The following is an 18,641-nucleotide window of genomic DNA, read 5'->3' as shown; positions in this document are numbered from 1 at the left end:
ACCCGTTACAGCCGCTTCACCCCGCTGGCAACCGCGAGATACAGCGGTAAGGCGAGTAAGAGGACGCCACCGATCAGCCCCCAGTCGACGAGTCCGAGTGGGACCGTCCCGAAGTAGACGTTGAGCGGGGTGTACAGGACGGCAAGCTGCAGGAGTATCGATCCACCGACTGCGGACGCCAGCCAGCGATTTGAGAGGGTCGGTGTCTCTCGGAGCCAGCGGATCACGTACAGCTTTTCGAATTCGAGGAAGACGAAGCCGGTGAATACCATTGTCATCGCGTAGGGCGTGACTGCGGGTGCGCCGGCAAGCGTGACCAGTAGCAGGCCGAGCATTACCAGTGTCGAGATGACCCCTGTGCCCCCGATGAGGGCGAGCATATCGTGGTCAACGATACCGCGATCCGGGTCCCTGGGCGGTCGCTGCATCACGTCACCGCTTTTGGGGTCGGCCCCGAGCGCGAGTGCTGGCAGACCGTCGGTCAGGAGGTTAATCCACAGCAACTGGACTGCCGGCAGGACGAGGTAGCCAAAGAGCGAAGCGATAAACACGATGGCGACCTCGGCCACGTTGGCACTCAACAGGTAGCCGACGAACTTCCAGACGTTGTCGAAGATGGCCCGTCCGCGTTCGATTGCCCGCTCGATTGTCGCGTAGTTATCATCCAGCAAGATAACGTCGCTGGCCTGTTTAGCCACGTCAGTCCCACGGACGCCCATCGCGACACCGATATCGGCGTTTTTCAGCGCGGGTGCGTCGTTGACCCCGTCGCCCGTCATTGCCACAGTGTGACCGTTTGCCTGCAGCGCCTGCAGAATCCGGACCTTGTGCTCCGGGGACGTGCGTGCGAACACGTCCACAGACTCGACACGGTCGCGAAGCGTGTCCTCGGAACAGTTCTCAACATCGCCGCCTTCCATCACGCGCTGGCCCAGACCGAGTTCGCCGGCGATGGCTGCGGCGGTCCTGACGTTGTCACCGGTGACCATCTTCACCCCAACGCCTGCACGCTCGGTCGCCGCAATCGCGTCGGCGACTTCCTCGCGGGCCGGGTCGATCATACCGACCAGCCCAGCGAAGGTCAGGTCGTCACTGACATCGTCGGCATCGCCAGTTGTGTCATCCCGTTCCACTACGTCGACATCCTCTGTGTACGCCACTGCGAGCACCCTGAGCGCGTCGTCAGCGAACGTACCGACCTGTTCTCTGATCTGCTCAGCTCTATCAGGGGTGAGGTCCGCCGGACCGGTATCGGTGAGGACGCGGGCGCACTTCGAGAGGATGACTTCAGGCGCGCCTTTGACGTAGACCGTGTCATCGTGAACAGTGCCCATCCACTTGCGCTCCGACGAGAACGGGATCTCGTCCGTTCTCGGGTTCGCTTCACGGAGGCGTTCGACATCGATTCCGGACTCGGCGGCCGCCATGACGATGGCCTGCTCCGTCGGGTCGCCTACTTCGAGCGTCGCATCGCTGCACAGTGTCCCTGCGCGGAGCACCGTAGCAACGCGGTCCGGCAGGGCGTCCCCGTACATTTCGTCACTGTCGACAACGGCGTCGTTGACCCAGATCCGACTGACTGACATTCGCCCCTCGGTCAGCGTCCCGGTCTTGTCCGTACAGATGACATCGACGGAGCCCAGCGCCTCGACGGCGGGCAAGCGCCGTACGAGCGCGTTCTCGTCGGCCATTTTCCGGACACCGAGAGCCAGCGTTAGCGTCACAACCGCTGGCAGTCCCTCGGGAACCGCGGCCACAGCGAGCGATATCGCGGTGAGTGCCGCCTGAACCAGTTCGGTCCCCCGGAAGACTAAGAGTGGAACCACAAGTGCAGCAAGCACTATCACGCCGATGCCGAGCGTGCGCCCGAGCGTGTCGAGTTCCGTCTGCAGCGGTGTGTCGGTTTCCTCCGTCCCCGCGAGTTGGCGAGCGATGGCCCCGACCTCGGTATCCATCCCGGTTGCCGTGAGGACGGCCACGCCCGAACCGCGTGTGACGTTCGTGCCCTTGTACACCATCGATTCGCGCTCCGCAAGCGGTGCATCGGCGTCTACTGGGTCAGTTCCCTTCGAAACCGGGGTACTCTCACCAGTGAGCGCTGCTTCGTCGACCTCCAGAGACTGACAGTCAATCAGCCGAGCGTCGGCTGGAACGACATCGCCGCTCTCCAGTTCGATAACGTCGCCCGGGACGAGTTCGGTCGCGTCGACCTCAACGGACTGGCCGTCGCGTCGGACTGTCGCTGTTGGTGCGGTCAATTCTCGCAGGGATTCGAGCGTGCCCTCTGCACGGTAATCCTGAACGAAGCCGAACAGCCCGTTCCCGACCACAATCACGGCTATCAACACTGCGTCGACTGCGTTGCCCGCCCACACGGACAGTATCGCGGCCGCAACGAGAACCCAAATAAGGGCGCTATCGAACTGGGCGACAGCGATGTCGAGTGGTGTCCGTTCGCTCCCCCGTGTAATCTCGTTCTCGCCGTATCTGTCGCGTCGAGTTCGGGCTTCCGATGCCGAGAGCCCAGCAGACTCGCTGTCGAGCCGCGAAAGAACGTCGGTAGTTGGTTGCGTGTGGGCGGCTTCGGACATGGAACTCTGATCTGCCGCTGTGTTGATATGTGTTTGCCTCCACAGTACGGCGGTTCTGCGTTGAGACGCTGGTTTCGACGGTGGGACGGTCGTGTTTGGTTCGTGACAGCCGCATCAAAATGAGCGAGCAAGACCAACTTCGAGACGCCGATGTGACGGTGAGTCCTGAAATCGTGTAATGTAGCCCCAGTGATGAGTGATGCGTGGGGGGCCGTCTCGCACTAGGGTTCGGTCCGTCCCGTGAGGTCATCCGGCACGAGACGGTAGAATCCGAAGTCCACTTCGCGGAGTGGGCGTTCGAAGATGTCGATAATCGGAATTTCGACGTGTTCGAGCCCCGCTAGCGTTTCCGTCTCGATTCCTTCCCGCTCGATGTCTTCAAGTCGACCGCTGGCGACCACACTCTGCCATCCGGTCTCCGTCTCGTGATAGGTCACGAAGGTCGCTGGACGGTCGCTGAGTTCGCCTTTCGACTTCTCCGTCCCAACAGCCAACCGGAAATAGAAGGTGGTGGTCGGCGTGTCGTACCCATATGAGACCGGAACCGAGTGTGGCGGCGCGTCACCGGCGGCGAGCGAGAGGACGCCCGTCCCCCCGTTGTCCAGAAGCGCGTCCCGTTCCTCGTCGGTCATCGTAACCGGGTTTTCCGCGGACATAGTTATTGTCACGACAGGAACAACAATAAGTGCATGGTCGTGTCGTATCTGCCTGCCGCCCGCTGGGGACATGGCGGACAGCGTACGCAGTCGGACGCTGACAGACAGAAACGAGTGTCCCTGTTTCAGGCCTCGTCGACACGCTGATCTCGGGCGTTGACTGCCAGCACAGGCATGTCGGCGTGTCTGATGAGCCGTTCTGTCGTGCTTCCCATGATGAACCGATTGAGCCCAGTTCGACCGGCCGTCCCCATCACGATCAGATCGATGTCGTTCTCCTCGGCGTAATCGAGGATATCCGCCGCCGGGAATCCATCGACGACCTGTGTGACAGTTTCGACGCCGGATTCGCGGGCTCGCGCTGCAATCCGCTCGGTGACTTTCTCACCCTGTGCTTCCAGCGTATCAATCAGGTCTGTCGGCAACGTGTATTCCGAACCGGTCGCAACATCGCCAAGATTGACGACGTTCAGAGCATGAAGGCGGGAATCGAACTGCGCCGCAATCTCGCAGGCCGGTTCGACAGCGGCTGTTGCGGCTGTGCTTCCGTCCGTCGGGACGAGAATATCATCGTAGGAGTCGGTCTTGCGACTCTGTTCGGTGGCGCGGACAGTGAAAACGGGGACATCGGCGTGCCGAACAACGCTCTCTGTCACGCTCCCGGCGAGATATCGCCCGACACCTGTGCGACCGTGTGTGCCCATTGCAATCAGGTCTATATCGTGGTCGTCGCGGTATGCACATATCTCGTCGGCGGGATTGCCCGTGCGGATAGTCGTCTGTATCGCTCCAGCGGCGTCCACTGCGTCTGTGATGGCCGTGACTGTGTCTTCGGCGTCAGCCGTCATGCGGTCGAGTGTCTCGTCTTCGAGATCGCCGCCGCTGAATGGCCCGCCTGCTGTTCGTGTATCGATGACAGCCATGACGTGCAGGCTCGCGCTGAACGCACGTGCAAGCGCTGCCCCGTGTTCAGCGGCCCGGGTCGCGTGTTCGCTGCCGTCGGTTGGAACCAGAATTGAATCAAACATCGCTGTGTTTACACCTTGTTGCTGTCAGTAAATAAACTGCAGTCGCGATTCTCACGCTATTAGAAATCCAGTTGTTGAGGGCGGCGTCTCGAGTGTCTCGCACGCGTTCACAACAGTTTTTGTTGGTATGTCTCCCAGAGTTTGAGCGAACGAAACAATCGGACAGAGAAGAGCAGAATGTATCAGAAAAATAGTCATCTGGAAAATACCGTGAGATGGGCTACTGGTTGTCCATCTGATAGTCTTCAGCGAACTATTGCGGGCCACCGCCAGTTTGCGCCTCTTCGGCTTCACCCCAGCCACCGGCATCAACCATTCTGAAGAGTTCACGCCAGTTTTCAGCGCCCTCGCTTTCAGGCAGTTGGTCACGGAGGTCCTGAAAGTCAGCGGCTGGAACCACAGCGTGCGTCAGGTCAACAACGACGCGTGCGTGATACGCTGCGTCCGACGGGTCAACACCCTCTATGTCGGCAACGCGCTCGACGAACTCCGTCCAGTCAAACCGCTGGCCGTGGTCGTGGACAGCACCGGTCATGTACCAATTGATTTCCATCGGGAGCGAGGCGGCAAAGTCCTCGGCGTTTTCCTCCGGGATGCGCTGTCCCAGCGGCAGCAGTGTCGCGCGAATCGCACGAACGGCCTCACCAGTGCCGGGTAGTTCGAGCCTGTGCTGTATTTCGCCGGTGAACTCATCGTAGTCCATGCGCTAATGTTGGGATTACAACACTATAGAGGCGCATGAAACTTCCCACTGGATGAAAATGAGTGGGCATACGTACTACCGGTCGACGAGTAACGGGTGGTTTTGTCGGTCCAGCAGTCTCTGCCACATGACAAACTGCCCTGAATCGCCCGCTCTACTTTTTTTAGCGTGGGGTTGCATTCGTGATACGTAACTGGATGATCAGACGCGACCTATGACAATCGACCAACTAGCGGAGTACGGACTCGAACAGATGGACGAGGACGAGATTCAGGCATTTCTCGCGACACACTCAACCGGAGTTCTGGGGCTTCCGACGGCAGATGTTCCGTATCTGCTGCCGCTATCGTATGGCTTTGACGACGGGGCGTGCCTGTATTTCACCTACCTGCTGGGCGAAGCAAGTCAGAAAGCGGAACTGACTGAGCGGGCCGGCCGCGGCCGGTTTCTCGTCTATGACATCGACACCGCGTTTGAGTGGCAGAGCGTGATGCTGGCTGGCGATATCAGCAGTGTGCCAGAGGACGACTGGTCGGAGATCACGGCGATGACACAGAACGCCTGGCGGCCCAACACGCTCCAGACGGCTACCACCTCCGGCGGGGTCGCACTCTACGAGTTCGAGATAACGGAGCTTGCCGGTATCCGACAGACCGGATTGGCGCCCGACTTTCGGGAAAATATCGAACCATGACTGCGCTGGCTCATGACAAAAGGCCGTATGCGCTCTTGAAAGGTCGATAGACAGCATCTCGACGAAATCTAGCCGCTGATCTGTAGACGGCCGCAGTATGTGACAACAGATTATTATCGTTTGAGATTCGTCAGCGGATTGAAATAGGAGGGCGCCCCTTACTCTAGTATGTACGACACGATTGTGGTTGCGACCGACGGGAGCGCTGACGCGAACCGCGCAGCGACACACGCACTTGAACAGGCTGAGCAACACGGTGCCGAGCTTCACGCCGTCTTCGTTGTCGACACGGACCGACACGCGGAGCCGGCCCTGAGCAGTATGGAGCTGGAAACCATCGAGGTCGAGGAATGGGGGAACGATGAACTCGCAGAAGTCGCCGAGAGAGGCGACGCAGTTGACGTTGAGGTCACGACTCGTTGCTGCCACGGGAAACCGTACGTGGAGATTATCAGCTATGCCGACGAAGTCGACGCCGACCTGATAGTGCTCGGATACCACGGCCATTCCCACAGCAAAGGCGACCAGATCGGAAGTGTGACCGACCGGGTCGTCCAGAACGCGGGACGCCCGGTTCTGGTGGCGACCTGAGAGGACCACACACCTGTTCGAACGGGTAGTCACTGGGATATCGGTGTCCAGAATACATCCTAGACTGGGATTCAGGCGCGACAGCGACTGCGACCGAAACCGATTCCAGTGCGACCGCTCGAAACGTACTCTTGAGAGATGCTCCAACCCACGGCTGATTGGATCGGCCCCGGTCAAACGGCGCTGTTGATCGCCGTGCTGAGCCTCTCTGCGCTCGGAACGCTGGCGCTGTTTTCCATCGCCGCAGTCAGTACATACCGCCGCCGGTCGCGGCCGTACGTGCTGTTGACCGTCGCTATCGGGTTGCTGGTATTTCGGTCCGTGGTCGGCATCGGGACCGTCCTCGGTGCTGTCCCAATGGTCGTACACCACCTCACTGAACACGGGTTCGACTTCCTCATCGCGCTACTGGTACTGAGTGCGATCTATTCAGTCGCGCCGCCGAGCCTCCCCGACTGACCGCGTTTCGACGGTCGCACCATGAACCATTTGGTGTCGTTCAGCGTAGCATCTAGTATGTCTGAACATGCAACAGGCCTCACACGACGATGCTTCTTGGCCGGGACTGGGACTGTGGCAGTCGTGTCACTCTCTGGATGCCTGGGAAACAGTGAAGAAATCGACCCGGTCAGCATCGAAAGCGGCCAGAACTGTGACCAGTGTGGGATGGTCATCGACCAGCACCCGGGTCCGGTCGGCCAGACGTACTATCAGGACAACACGCCCGAGGGCCACGACCCGCCGGCACGGTTCTGCAGTACGACCTGCACGTATCGCCACCGATTCGCCAAAGAGCAATCGGGGTGGACCCCCGCGGAGACGTTCCTGACCGACTACAGCACAACCGATTACGAGATTCGGACCGACGGGGGCAAGACAATTATCTCCCGGCATCTGGAGGCCGAGGCGTTCGCGCCGGTGGGGCAACTCACCGTCGTTGCGAACTCCGACGTGGAGGGCGCGATGGGGACGGCTATCGTTCCGTTTAGCGACAGCGCGGACGCCGAGTCATTTGCCGAAGAGTACGGCGGTCAGACCCTCCCCGCAGAAGACATATCGCGAGAACTGGTTGGCGGGATGTAGGCGAGTTCCCACGCGGTGAGAACGCCCGATACCCTGTTGCCTCGGTGGGTGGAAAGCTATCTTGAAGACTATGTCCACGGTTACTGAGCAAGTGCGTTCCCATGTCGATTCCAAACCGGGAGTCCATTTCAACGCACTTGCGGCCGACCTCGATATTGCGACCGGGCAGGCACAGTATCACCTGCGGAAACTGCGCCGTGCCGGCGATATCGTCGCCGAAGAGATTCAAGGTAAAACGCACTATTACAGCCGGGAGTACGACCCCTGGGAGCGACGTGTGCTTGCCTTTGCCCGGCGGGAGACCGCGCGGACGATTCTTCTACATCTGCTGGAAGCGGAGTCCCTGTCGGCAGACGAACTGGCCGACCGACTGGGCGTCGCCCGGAGTACTGTCTCCTGGCACGTTTCGGCACTGGCCGACGCGGAGATACTCGAAAAGTCGTACGGCGAACGGGGGCGTGTTGTCGTGGTTCTGAGCGATCCGGACGCGACACAGCGGCTGCTCGCGGTGGTCCGACCATCGCTTACGGACCGTCTCATCGACCGGTTCACGCGGCTGGTCGACGAAGGGCTCGCAGCCGCCTCGGACGACGACTGAACTGCTACTTTCGGCCGTAACTACTGCGGGATATTCAGAGGACGTCATTCTTTCCGGGCTTACAGCCGTCAGTATCAGGCCGCATCCGTCGCAAGCATCGCCCCCACAAACGTGAGTCCCCACCAGAACAGGAGCGAGAGGGCGGCGACCCACGTCGGGACGAACGCTGAGCGGCCCGGGACAGCGACGTACAGGACCTGATCGAACACGAGGCCGCGGTACGCCCCCGCCGGCGTCATGGCGAGCGCGCCGCCGAGCGTGCCCGTGGTGACGCCGGTGTCAAGCGCCGCGAACACCACGAGGTCACTTCCGACAGTGAGGACAAGCAGCCCGGCGAGTGCAAGCACGAGTGCTCGGCCCCGGCTGCCGGCGAGCGCTGACAGCAGGAACGCGATAGTCAGCGACGAGAGCGCGTACAGGACTGTTAGTGCGATGAATCGGATGAACAGGAACGGGGAATCGACACCGCGGTGGCTCGCAAACACCGTCGTCTCCGGTCCTGCAGTCGTCGCTACGTTGATGCCCAGCGCCAGCAACGGGACGACGACAATGGTGAGCAACAGCAGGGCGCGGCCAGCGTACACCCCGCCGACGTACGACCACGTCGAAAGCGGGTAGGTGTCGAGGATATCTAGCTCACCCCGGGTAGCAGGGTCGGCAATGGCGCGATAGCCGACGGCAAAGGCGAGCGTCGGGACGAGTACTTCGACAGCGACGAGCGTATCGACGACGGTCGGAACGTAGCCGCCGGCGGGGCCGCCACCGGCATGAGCGAGCCCGAACAGGACAATCCCCGTGACCAGCCCGAGCGCAAGATAGGTGCGTGTCCTGACCGCACTGCGGACTTCCCGCACGAAAACGGTCCAGAACCGGTTGCCCTCCGTCATGCCTGCTCTCCCTCCGGCGCAGCGATAGTGGCTCTGTCCTGTTCCAGAAGCGCTGTGAACGTCTCGTGGAGCGGCCCGCCGGTCTGTTCCCGGAGCGATTCTACCGACCCAGTCCGCACGAGACGGCCGGATTCAAGCACTACCAGCCTGTCGGCTGTCTCCTCGACGAGCGGCAGTTCGTGCGAGCAAAGAACCACGGCACGACCGGCGTCGGCAATCGACTCGATGATGTCGAATATCAGTCGGCTCATTGCCGGGTCGAGCCCGCTTGCCGGTTCGTCGAGCATCACAATCGGCGGGTCGCCGGCCAGCGCCTGTGCGATTCCCAGAAGGCGCGTCATGCCCCCGGACAGCCCGGACACGGGGCGGCTGGCCACTTCTTCGAGGCCGACGCGTTCCAGCAGTCGGTCCGGGTCGTCGTCGACGAGGTCCGCGTAGAACGCGGCAGTCTCCCGGACGCTAAACCCGGGCCGGAAGGTCGGCCGCTGTGGCAGGTAACCCAGTTGCCGCTCGGCATCAGGTCCGCTGTACGAGACGGTGCCGCTGGTGGGTCGCTCGACGCCCAGAAGTATGCGCAGAAGCGTCGTTTTCCCGGACCCGTTCGGGCCGATGAACCCGGTCACGGCGTCGGACGGCACGTCGAGTGACACTTCCGAGACGGCTGTCACATCACCGTACGTTTTTGTGATTTCGTTTGCCGTGAGGTACGTCTCGCCAGTCATGCTGCCCCCTCCATCGATGTCTCGTTTCGAAGACGCCTGACGGTCTCAGGATTCGCAGGGTCTGCCAGCGGAGCCCTGTCGACAATGCTGCCCCGGCGGAATCCGGGCGTGGTGCCGCGGAGCGCCCGGAGCCCCCGGACACTCGGTGCCGCCCTGAGGACGACCGCAGCGTCGGTCTGGTGGAGACGGCGGTCGACAGAATCGGTGGGCGAGTAGGACTGGGCCAACACCGGGCCAGTCCCGCCAGTGAGATCGTACGCGCCGCTCCAGTAGTTCCCCCTGCCGTCGTGCGTGTACACGCGCAGCGGCCCCGGTCCCGAGATAGCGTGACGGTCGTTCGCGATGAAATCGTTCTCGGTGACGATGTTCGACGGGACGACTGTTGAGGCCCGCACCCCGATGTCATTCCCGTAGAGGACGTTGTGCTCGTACAGTGACCGGTCGGCGTTTGTCGACATCGCCTGCGTAGTGTCGACTACCACGTTGTGCGCAATATAGCTCCGGGACCCGGCTAACATGACGCCGCTGCCGGAGTGGCGCACGTCGTTCCCGACGATGGCGTTTGCCACGGGATTCGTCATGACGACGACGCCGGCGTACTCCTGTCCCCGAGCGACGTTGTCCGCAACGAGCGACCGGGAGGTGTACATCAGGTGGACGCCAAAGCGGTTGTCCCGGAACGTGTTGTTCCGGACGGCGGTCCCGTCGGCCCGGTGGAGGTAGACGCCGTCACGTCCGCCGTTGAAGACCGAATCCTGCACGACAATCGGGCCGTGCATCCCGATAACGCCCATGAACCCGTCCTGCCAGTCTGCCGTCCCGTTGACCGTGACATTCTCGACGACCGCGCCGGGTGTCCGCCGCAGCACGACGCCGCTGGCGGGTGTCTCGACGCTGAGGTTCGCAACGTAGAGCCCGGACGCGTTCCGGCCGGTCACGGCGGCATCGCTGTTGCCGTAGGCGGTCGTGACGGTGGCGTCCCAGGCGCTGTCGTTGCTCTGTGTCGGGTCGCCGACCGTCGTGTTGCCGATGCCAGTGATTTCGAACCCAGTGACGCCGACGCGGTCGGCAGTCACGGTCACGACAGTTCCGTTGCCGCCCCCGTCAAGCGTCGCTCCGGGACCGCTGAGGGTGAGTGGCTTGTCTATCATCACCTGTTCGTTGTAGGTGCCAGCCGGGACAACGACGGTCGTATTCGGCGGTGCCGCATCGACGGCGGCCTGAACCGTCGGGGCGTCTGTTCCAACTTCGACCGAGACAAGTCGGTTTCGGTGCTGTCGTGCCGCCTGTACAGTGGCGTCCGCATCGCTTCGTCGCGGGCCAACCTGTTTTCGGACTGCTTCCGCCTGTTTGAGGTCGAACGAGTAGGTCTTGAGCGTCTCCCAGTCGATTATTTGCCCGCCGCACGTCTCGGTGAACGCCGCGGCATCGTCCCGGTCAGCGAAGGGCACAACTGCCGGCCCGGACGGGACTCGCGCCGAGCCATCGACAACGTAGTGGGCCTGATTGGCTTCGACCCAGTCCGGCGGTGTGGCGGTCCGGAGCGAGCCATCGTCGCCGCACCTGACCGGCCTGTCACTGTAGTCTGAAACGTACACCGCGAGTGGATAGCCGAACTGCTGCTCGTGGCCCGGTTCCGTGAGCGCGGTCACGGCCTGACCGATACCGACGTAGCTGACGACGTAGCGGTACTGTGAGTAGAAGACTTGCGCGCGGGGGACGCTGATACTCCGATTCCGGGCGATCTGTTCGTCGGCCGCCGTAACACCGCGTTGCACAGTGTTATCGATCGCCACTGGTTCGGGGCGGGCGCTGGTGGTGTCGACGGCGAACGACGCAGCGAAGACCAGTGTACTGAGAGCTACCGCGAGTAGCGCGAAAACTTGCACAGTCGTCAGAGCTGGTCGCATCTACCGGCACTACGAGCGAGGTCCCATTACAGTATGTGGTGTGGCTCTCGAAACTGGCGGCGCACCTGCACACAGGGCCAGCCACACCAGTCCAGACCCCAGCTCTGACAGCGTTCGAGTGGTGTGGGTATCCTCACGGTTATAAAATCGCCTACGTTTTACCGCCTGACTACTTGTAGCTGCGCTTCTATTATGTTACGTAGAAATGGGCACCGACCAGAACCGAAATCCCCGGGCCGAGCAGACAGTCTGTCCGTACTGTGGCGTTGGCTGTACGATACAGTACGCGGGCAACGGGAAGGCGACCGGCACAGCGGGGCCAGTGAACACGAAAGGAGAGATCTGCCCAAAAGGCGGAGCCGCATTCGACGTAGTCGAACACGAAGACCGGCTAACCGAGCCACTGGTCCGGGAGAATGGGCGTTTCGTCACCGCACTCTGGGAGACCGCCCTCTCTCGCGTGACCGACCAACTCGGGGAAATCATCGACCAGCACGGGCCAGACGCCGTCGAGTTCTTCGCGTCATCGAACTGCACGAACGAGGAGAATTACGTCTTTCAGAAGATTGCGCGGATGCTCGGCACCAACAACGTCGACAACTGCGCTCGTCTCTGTCATTCGTCGACCGTGGCCGCGATGAGCGAGCGCCTCGGTGCCGGGGCGATGACGAACACACTCGATGACCTCGCCGAAACCGACTGCCTGCTCGTCACCGGCGCGAACCCGGCCGAACAGCATCCTGTCATTTTCCGTTCGTACTTCCTGCCGGCGATTCGCAACGGCGCCACGCTCATTCATATCGACCCGCGCGAGACAGACACGACCGAGGCCGCCGACATCCACCTCGACGTTCGCCCCGGATACGATATCCAACTGCTCAATTCGATGGCGAAGGTCGTCCTCGATGAGGGACTCGTCGATGAGTCCTTTGTCGAGGAACGGACGACCGGTTACGCGGACCTGACAGCACATCTCGATGATGTCGACGTCGGGTCGGGTGCCGACGTGGCCGGCGTCGACCCGGAAACCGTTCGGGAGGCGGCTCGGGCGTACGCCAAGGCCGATAGCGCGGCGATTGTCACCGGAATGGGGATGAGCCAGCACACGTGTGGGACCGACAACGTGCACGCGCTGTTGAACCTCGCGCTGCTGACCGGCAACGTCGGTCGCCCGGGCACGGGCGTGAACCCGCTCCGTGGCCAGAACAACGTCCAAGGGGCCGGCGACGTCGGCGCGCTTCCCAGCGTGCTCCCCGGATACGAGCCCGTTACTGATGCGGATGCCCGACAGCGTCTCGCCGACGAGTGGGGCGTCGAACCGCCGAGCGAGCCCGGCCTGACGGAGACGACTGCAACACACCAGTTCGGTGACTCCGTCAAAGCTGCAGTCGTCTTCGGTGAGAACCCGGCTGTCACGGAACCGAACGCCAGTTCTGTCCGGGCCGGTTTCGACGACCTCGATTTCTGCGTCGTCATCGACCTCTTCGAGACAGCGACCGTCGACCACGCCGATGTCGTGCTCCCGGGAAGCAGTTGGGCGGAGAAGGCAGGGACGGTGACCAACACTGACCGGCGGGTGATGCGGATGCGGCCGAACGCTGACCTGCCCGGAAACGCTCGCCGTGACCTCGACATCCTCACCGGCCTCGGCCAGCGGCTGGTCGGCCGGTCAGACGCGTTCGACTACGACGGTCCGGAAGCGGTGTTCGAAGAGCTAACGCGGGTCAATCCGCTGTACGCCGGCATGAGTTACGACGGCATCGGCGACAGCTACCAGCGGTGGCCGTTCCCGGCGGACGCCGATTCCGGCACCGACGTTCTCCACACGGAGACGTTCGCTTCGGGCCAGCAAACCGCGCCGCTGCGCCCGGTCTCGCCGACGCCGCCAGCCGATGCCGTCTCCGGGGAGCAACTCGTCCTCACGACGGGGCGCGCGCTCCAGCACTTCAACAGCGGCGCGCTCACCCACCGGTCGGAGACACTTATGCGGATGCGTGGAGAGGACGTGCTTGAGATCCACCCGGACGACGCTGCCGCTCGGGGTATCGAGGACGGCGATACTGTCATTGTTGAGAACGACCGCGGCAGCGTGACAGTATCAGCGGCTGTCACGGCGGCTATCCGGCCCGGGGTTGTGTTCTGTACGTTCCACTATCTGGACCCGCTCGCAAACGCACTAACCGGTGATGCCCTCGACCCTGTCGCCGAGATTCCAGAATATAAGCATTCGGCGGTGCAGGTGCAGAAGTCATCGGCTAGCACAGACGATAACTAACGGGTCCGGAGACGCTCTGGAGAAACTCTGAAGACGCCTGAGAGGGGCGAAGACGTAGGTCTGGAGAGTAGCATCCAACTCGGTGAGTTCCAGCGGTGTGGTTTCATACTGATTGCTGTAACTGGGTGTCGGGACGACCGCACGGCGTAGTACGGTCGATGCATAAATGACAGATAGCAGTCACTATTAGACAGCTGTCGGTAGACAGAGAGCCAGCCTGCGGAGTACTAGAGCTACCGGCTCGCTGTAAGGGAGGATAAAACAATTTCTACGTTTCTCACGGCAGTGGATTAGGCGCAATGGTAATCCCACTTGCAACTATAGTTATACGTATGATGGGCAGTCAAAAGAACCGGAAACTCACTGCGGCAGTGGTACTCGTTCAGGGCGTCGTAACTGCGCTCTTCCCACAGATCAGTGTCAAGCTTATCAAGCGTATGATCGGGAAGAACTTCGAGAACGCGTCCCAGCTCACGGTGAAGCCAGCGTATCGCCGACAGTTGCGCGCGGTTGGTGTCGGGATGGTCGCCGCAGCCGGGACCGATCTCCTGCTACAGAGCGCTGAGGAAGCGGACGATGGCCCGGCAGCGACTGGTGGAGACAGCGAGTAACGACGGCGGCTACACCGACAGCGGTGGGTCGGCGCGCTTCTGGAACAGCCTGCTAGCAGTTCAGTCGTCGCTGTCGACTGTCGCCTCGGTGCCGGCGTCGCGGACCTGTGTCGCTTCACTCTCCACGTTGACGCCTTCCCAATCGTGGTCCGTGTGGAACCCTTCGCGTTCTTTCGCACTCTGGGCGACACGAATGAACTCCGCCTTGTCGCGAGCCGCAGCGATGGTATGCCCGCCACAGTAGGAGAGCCCGGAGCGGATGCCAGCACAGAACTCCTCGGCCACAGCAGCGACCGAGCCTTTGTACGGGGTCAGTGCCTCAACGCCTTCGTCGGCGCTGACGTTGTTCTGCTTGTCATCACGGTCCTCGGCCGCCGCGGTGGTCGCCATCCCGCGTGACCGCTTGTACCGCGTCCCATCGACTTCGACGACAACACCGGGGGCCTCCTCTGTGCCGGCAAAGAGGCTCCCGAGCATTACGGTGTCCGCCCCGGCCATGAGGGCCTTCACCGCATCACCGGACGTGCGAATCCCGCCATCCGCGCAGATAGTGACATCCAAGTCTTCGGCGGCCGTGGCACAGTCATCAACGGCGGTCAGCTGGGGGACGCCAGCACCCGCGACCTTCCGGGTGGTACAGTGGGACCCGGGTCCGATACCGACTTTGACGCAGTCGGCCCCGGCGGCAGCGAGGTCCTCGACACCCGCTGGCGTCGCGACGTTGCCGGCGATGATATCGGTGTCAGGAAATTCGTCTGCAAGGGTTTCGACGGCGTCGAGCGCGCGGTTGAGGTGACCGTGAGCCACATCAACGACGAGCGCATCGACACCGGCCGTAATCACGGCCGCGCTTCGTGCGACGTAATCCTCATTGATGCCGACGGCTGCGCCGACCTGTTCACCTGCCTCCGTCACCTGCTCGACCTGCTCGGCCTGTTCCTCGGGCGTCAGGAACCGGTGTAGTACCCCGAATCCGCCAGACTGTCCAAGCTCGATTGCCAGTTCTGCCTCCGTAACGGTGTCCATCGCCGCGGAGACGAGCGGCGTGTCCAGTTCGACGGTCGGAGTAAGCGGCGTTGAGAGGTCGATGTCGCTCCGACTGTCGACCGGTGATCGTTTCGGGACGAGAAGAACGTCGCCATAACTCAATCCAGTGCGTAACTCGTTCATACCCCGCTAAAGGAACTCCTCCTAGCACAAAAGGTCTCGGATTAGAATTCCCGAAGGCGAACAGCTGTTCGACCGCGAGGAACTCGCGGATATCCTCACTAGAGCGAGCGAAGCTACCGACCCATAGTAACAGCAGTTCCCTCAGAAGCATGGTTGGAAAAGGTAGGTGTTGCGCTCCTGCAGGAAAGCGGATGACGGGTGGCGATGGGCACCGTGTGTGCCACCCACTGCAGTCAGAGGCACGGATGGGTTCTGGACCCGAGACATGGGGTGGGGCGAGTGGGCGCAAAGTAGGAAAGGGCCCAAAGCGGGGACCAGAACCCGTATAATTGTAATTCACCGTTCGACATATTTTTTGTGGTAACTCCTAGCATAGTGGTAATTTCAGTGCAGTCATCACCGGAACGCACGGCTCCGCCAATCCCGTAAAAGGATGGGACGTTGCTGTGGGGGTGGGAGAGATGGGGTGCAACGTCCCATCGGAAGTCGTCGGTTTCGACGACGGATTCCAGCCCAAAGCAATCGTGTGGGTGAATCCAGTGCGATTGGGCAGGGCACAGAACCCACCTAGCTCGGATACGAGTGTATATAAAGTATTTATGATATCCCCACGCCGTCTGTTGATTTGGTTGCAAGCTGCTCACTTTTACTGGCGTTGTTTCCATCTGATAACGTGAGAAGTACACCCCATGCAATAGCACAGGAATGGTGGGCAGCCGGGGGAGTGGTGTGCACCGCACCATTCGGAGTCGGTATCCGCGTCGACGGGTTCTGGACCCGGACCGCTTGATGAACGTGATCGGATTCAGTGGGGGGAGGTGGCGCGGGGACCAGAACCGCATTAAGTAACATACAGTTGGTACGAAATAACGATTGTGACGTTTTATGCCATTTTATTAGCTATGCGGTCACTGAGCGTCCGCAATTGCGGCATCGAGGTGGACGATGACCGGACAGTTGGATCTGTACTAGTTCCTGTAGTTCCGAGTCCCTGAATGTGTAACGGAAGGGCAATTCAATCCAGCAGCACGTGGCAGAGAAGTGGGAAATCGTAGCCAGCTCGGTGGGGGTAAGTAACTCAGTAGAGGTGAATCCACCAACGCACAGGAAGCCCGATGACCGGTTCGAAACAGTGCGGTTCTAAATAGTGAGTTATTCCACGAGTTCGAGGCCCGTTATCTCAAATCGTGTCCCACCCATCGAACTCTCAGTTGCGCAGATATCCCAGCCATGGGCGTCAGCGACTCGTTTGACGATGTTGAGACCCAGCCCAGTCCCTGATTCGGAAGTCGAGTAGCCAGCCTCGAACACCTTTTCGCGGTCCTCGGCAGGGATTCCAGGGCCATCGTCTTCGATGTAGAATCCGGTGGCGTCACCGAAAATCCCGCCCACAACGACAGTGACATCCCGTCCTGCGTGGTCAATCGTGTTCCTGAACAGATTTTCGAGCAGATGCCGGAACTGATCGGTGTCAGCTTTGACCAGTGGCTGGGTATCGGCCCCGCAATCACAGTACAGTTCGGCTTCGTCTGCAGGGTCAGAGACGAGCTTCCACGCGGCCTCAGCGGCTGTGTCGATCGAGACAGGTTCCAGTGACCCGATTTCTTGTTGCTCTCGCGCTAGCCAGAGGAGGTCCTCGACAATGCGTTCCATCCGATCGGTCGCTGTCTCGATCACAGCGAGATGCTCGTTTGACTGTTCGGCCTGCAGGAGCGCCAGGCGACCTTGTATGACCGTTAACGGGTTCCGCAGGTCGTGGCTGACAGTTGCAGCAAACTGCTCTAGCTGTTCTTTTTGATCCTGCAGTTCCCGTTCACGTCTTGTCCGTTCGGAGATGTCTCGACCGGTGCCGACGAGCCCTATCAGGTCACCGTCCTGATCAGTTAGCCGGTCAGCAGTGAACTCGTGGGGAACGCGCTTTCCCGCTGCGGTACGGAACTCCGCTTCGATGGTTGATTGCCCCGTTGTGAGCGCCTCCTCAATCGCCTCGGAGACTCCCTCTCGTTCTTCTTCCCCAAAAAGACTGAGTGCGTCGAGATCAGATATCTCCTCGTCGGCGTACCCGGCCAGCCTTTCGAATTGTTCGTTACAGCGCTGGACGTTGCCTTCGGAATCGAGCACGTAGAATATGTCGGCAAGCGAATCGAGCGCCTGATCGATAAATGTCCGCTCTGCACGCAGTTCGTCTCGGATCTTCAGCGAGTGCATGGCGTGTGAGATGCTATTCCCGAGTTCGCTGAGTAATGCCTGTTCGTCCTCGGCAAAGGCAAACGAACGGGATGAATAGACGCACAGGAGACCATACAGCGTGTCATTGTATTCTAGCGGAACCGCAGCACTGCTTCGATAGCCGCGGTCGAGTGCTTCCTCTCGCCAGACCTCGAACGCCGGGTCAGCTTGAATGTTCTGCGACGTCGCAATACGTCGTTTGCGGACGGCCGTGCCTGCAGGACCCTGTCCAGTCGGAGAGTTATCCGCAGTGACAACAATAGTATCGAGATACGCGTCCTCGACGCCGGCCCAGGCCTGTGGCTCGATTCGGTCTGTCTCAGGGTCACGCTCGCCGATCCATGCGAAACGGTAGGGTTCAGAGTTGCTAATGATCTCACAGACCCGAGTTTTGATTTCCGATAGCGAACTCGCCCGGATGAGAGCCTGGTCGATGTTGCTGACGAGCGCGCGAACCCGTTCAAGTTCGGCAGCGCGCTGATTGGTGCGGTACTGTTCGACGGCGTTTTCGATACGATTTGCGAGGAGTGCGTATCGTTCCGTTCCGTGCCCTTTTCGGAGATAATCGGTTGCACCGGCGGCAATTGCGTCGCTGGCGACCGCTTCACTCCCCTCCCCAGTGAAGAGGATAAACGGTAGGTCAGGGTACTCTGCACGGACAGCTCTGAGGAGTTCGATACCATCTTTCTCAGGCATCCGGTAGTCACTGATAATACAGTCAACAGAACGTGTAGCAAGTTTATCGAGCCCTTCAGCAGCACTCGCTGCGGTTATTATCTTGAGTTGATCGGATTGCTGTGCAAGTATTTCCGATGCCACGTCCAGAAAATCGGGTTCATCATCAATATGAAGCACAAGGATACTCGTCATCTCTGACACAATATCGGATGTAC

Annotated in this window: 16 protein-coding genes; 7 read left to right on the top strand and 9 right to left on the bottom strand. The window is 60.9% G+C overall.

The window, feature by feature from the left end; genetic code table 11:
* Window positions 1–5: 5 nt before the first annotated feature.
* From G9C82_RS14800 to G9C82_RS14785, 4 genes are all read right to left on the bottom strand, one after another.
* Window positions 6–2,591 carry a calcium-translocating P-type ATPase, PMCA-type gene (locus G9C82_RS14800; RefSeq protein ID WP_127014521.1) on the bottom strand — a complete coding sequence of 862 codons (2,586 nt, stop codon included), beginning with the start codon at window positions 2,589–2,591 and terminating at the stop codon, window positions 6–8.
* Window positions 2,592–2,812: 221 nt separating this feature from the next.
* Window positions 2,813–3,247, bottom strand: a complete 435-nt coding sequence (locus tag G9C82_RS14795) for a pyridoxamine 5'-phosphate oxidase family protein (protein ID WP_004965685.1) — start codon at window positions 3,245–3,247, stop codon at window positions 2,813–2,815.
* Between the two features lie 125 nt (window positions 3,248–3,372).
* Window positions 3,373–4,275 carry a universal stress protein gene (locus G9C82_RS14790; protein ID WP_007188446.1) on the bottom strand — a complete coding sequence of 301 codons (903 nt, stop codon included), beginning with the start codon at window positions 4,273–4,275 and terminating at the stop codon, window positions 3,373–3,375.
* A 253-nt stretch (window positions 4,276–4,528) separates the two neighbouring features.
* Window positions 4,529–4,978, bottom strand: a complete 450-nt coding sequence (locus tag G9C82_RS14785) for a DUF2267 domain-containing protein (protein WP_004965680.1) — start codon at window positions 4,976–4,978, stop codon at window positions 4,529–4,531.
* Between the two features lie 214 nt (window positions 4,979–5,192).
* On the opposite strand from G9C82_RS14785, the gene G9C82_RS14780 reads away from it, so the two are divergent.
* The 5 genes from G9C82_RS14780 (at window position 5,193) to G9C82_RS14760 (ending at window position 7,944) form a co-directional block, all read left to right on the top strand.
* Window positions 5,193–5,672, top strand: coding sequence for a pyridoxamine 5'-phosphate oxidase family protein (locus G9C82_RS14780; protein WP_127014520.1), 480 nt, complete (start codon window positions 5,193–5,195; stop codon window positions 5,670–5,672).
* A 168-nt stretch (window positions 5,673–5,840) separates the two neighbouring features.
* Window positions 5,841–6,263, top strand: a complete 423-nt coding sequence (locus G9C82_RS14775) for a universal stress protein (protein ID WP_007188444.1) — start codon at window positions 5,841–5,843, stop codon at window positions 6,261–6,263.
* Window positions 6,264–6,401: 138 nt separating this feature from the next.
* A complete protein-coding gene (locus G9C82_RS14770) occupies window positions 6,402–6,722 on the top strand; it encodes a hypothetical protein (protein WP_004965673.1) in 321 nt (106 codons plus the stop codon).
* Between the two features lie 57 nt (window positions 6,723–6,779).
* Entirely contained in the window at window positions 6,780–7,346 is a 567-nt protein-coding gene (locus tag G9C82_RS14765; protein ID WP_049919381.1) for a nitrous oxide reductase accessory protein NosL, read from the top strand.
* A gap of 70 nt (window positions 7,347–7,416) precedes the next feature.
* Window positions 7,417–7,944: a helix-turn-helix domain-containing protein gene (locus G9C82_RS14760; RefSeq protein WP_127014519.1), complete on the top strand. Its 528-nt coding sequence runs from the start codon at window positions 7,417–7,419 to the stop codon at window positions 7,942–7,944.
* A gap of 74 nt (window positions 7,945–8,018) precedes the next feature.
* On the opposite strand, the gene G9C82_RS14755 is transcribed toward G9C82_RS14760, so the two are convergent.
* From G9C82_RS14755 to G9C82_RS14745, 3 genes are read right to left on the bottom strand one after another with little or no spacing between them, the layout of a single operon-like run.
* A complete protein-coding gene (locus G9C82_RS14755) occupies window positions 8,019–8,831 on the bottom strand; it encodes an ABC transporter permease (RefSeq protein ID WP_127014518.1) in 813 nt (270 codons plus the stop codon).
* Window positions 8,828–9,553, bottom strand: coding sequence for an ABC transporter ATP-binding protein (locus G9C82_RS14750; protein WP_004965665.1), 726 nt, complete (start codon window positions 9,551–9,553; stop codon window positions 8,828–8,830). The genes G9C82_RS14755 and G9C82_RS14750 overlap by 4 nt, the downstream gene beginning before the upstream one ends.
* Complete coding sequence (locus G9C82_RS14745; RefSeq protein WP_127014517.1) at window positions 9,550–11,463, bottom strand: NosD domain-containing protein; 1,914 nt, start codon at window positions 11,461–11,463, stop codon at window positions 9,550–9,552. The genes G9C82_RS14750 and G9C82_RS14745 overlap by 4 nt, the downstream gene beginning before the upstream one ends.
* 205 nt (window positions 11,464–11,668) lie before the next feature.
* On the opposite strand from G9C82_RS14745, the gene fdhF reads away from it, so the two are divergent.
* A complete protein-coding gene (gene fdhF, locus G9C82_RS14740) occupies window positions 11,669–13,738 on the top strand; it encodes a formate dehydrogenase subunit alpha (RefSeq protein ID WP_127014516.1) in 2,070 nt (689 codons plus the stop codon).
* Window positions 13,739–14,070: 332 nt separating this feature from the next.
* Window positions 14,071–14,349 (top strand): hypothetical protein, encoded by a 279-nt coding sequence (locus G9C82_RS14735; RefSeq protein WP_049919378.1) that lies wholly within the window; start codon window positions 14,071–14,073, stop codon window positions 14,347–14,349.
* Window positions 14,350–14,409: 60 nt separating this feature from the next.
* Here the strand turns inward: G9C82_RS14735 and G9C82_RS14730 are convergent, their stop codons facing one another.
* A complete protein-coding gene (locus tag G9C82_RS14730; protein ID WP_127014515.1) occupies window positions 14,410–15,519 on the bottom strand; it encodes a guanosine monophosphate reductase in 1,110 nt (369 codons plus the stop codon).
* A gap of 1,152 nt (window positions 15,520–16,671) precedes the next feature.
* Window positions 16,672–18,618: a response regulator gene (locus G9C82_RS14725; RefSeq protein WP_127014514.1), complete on the bottom strand. Its 1,947-nt coding sequence runs from the start codon at window positions 18,616–18,618 to the stop codon at window positions 16,672–16,674.
* Window positions 18,619–18,641: the final 23 nt, after the last annotated feature.

This window comes from Haloarcula sp. R1-2 (assembly GCF_011627385.1).
Lineage (GTDB): Archaea > Halobacteriota > Halobacteria > Halobacteriales > Haloarculaceae > Haloarcula > Haloarcula marismortui.
Note: the sequence above shows the minus strand (reverse complement) of the source record. Positions and strands in the feature narration are given on the sequence as shown.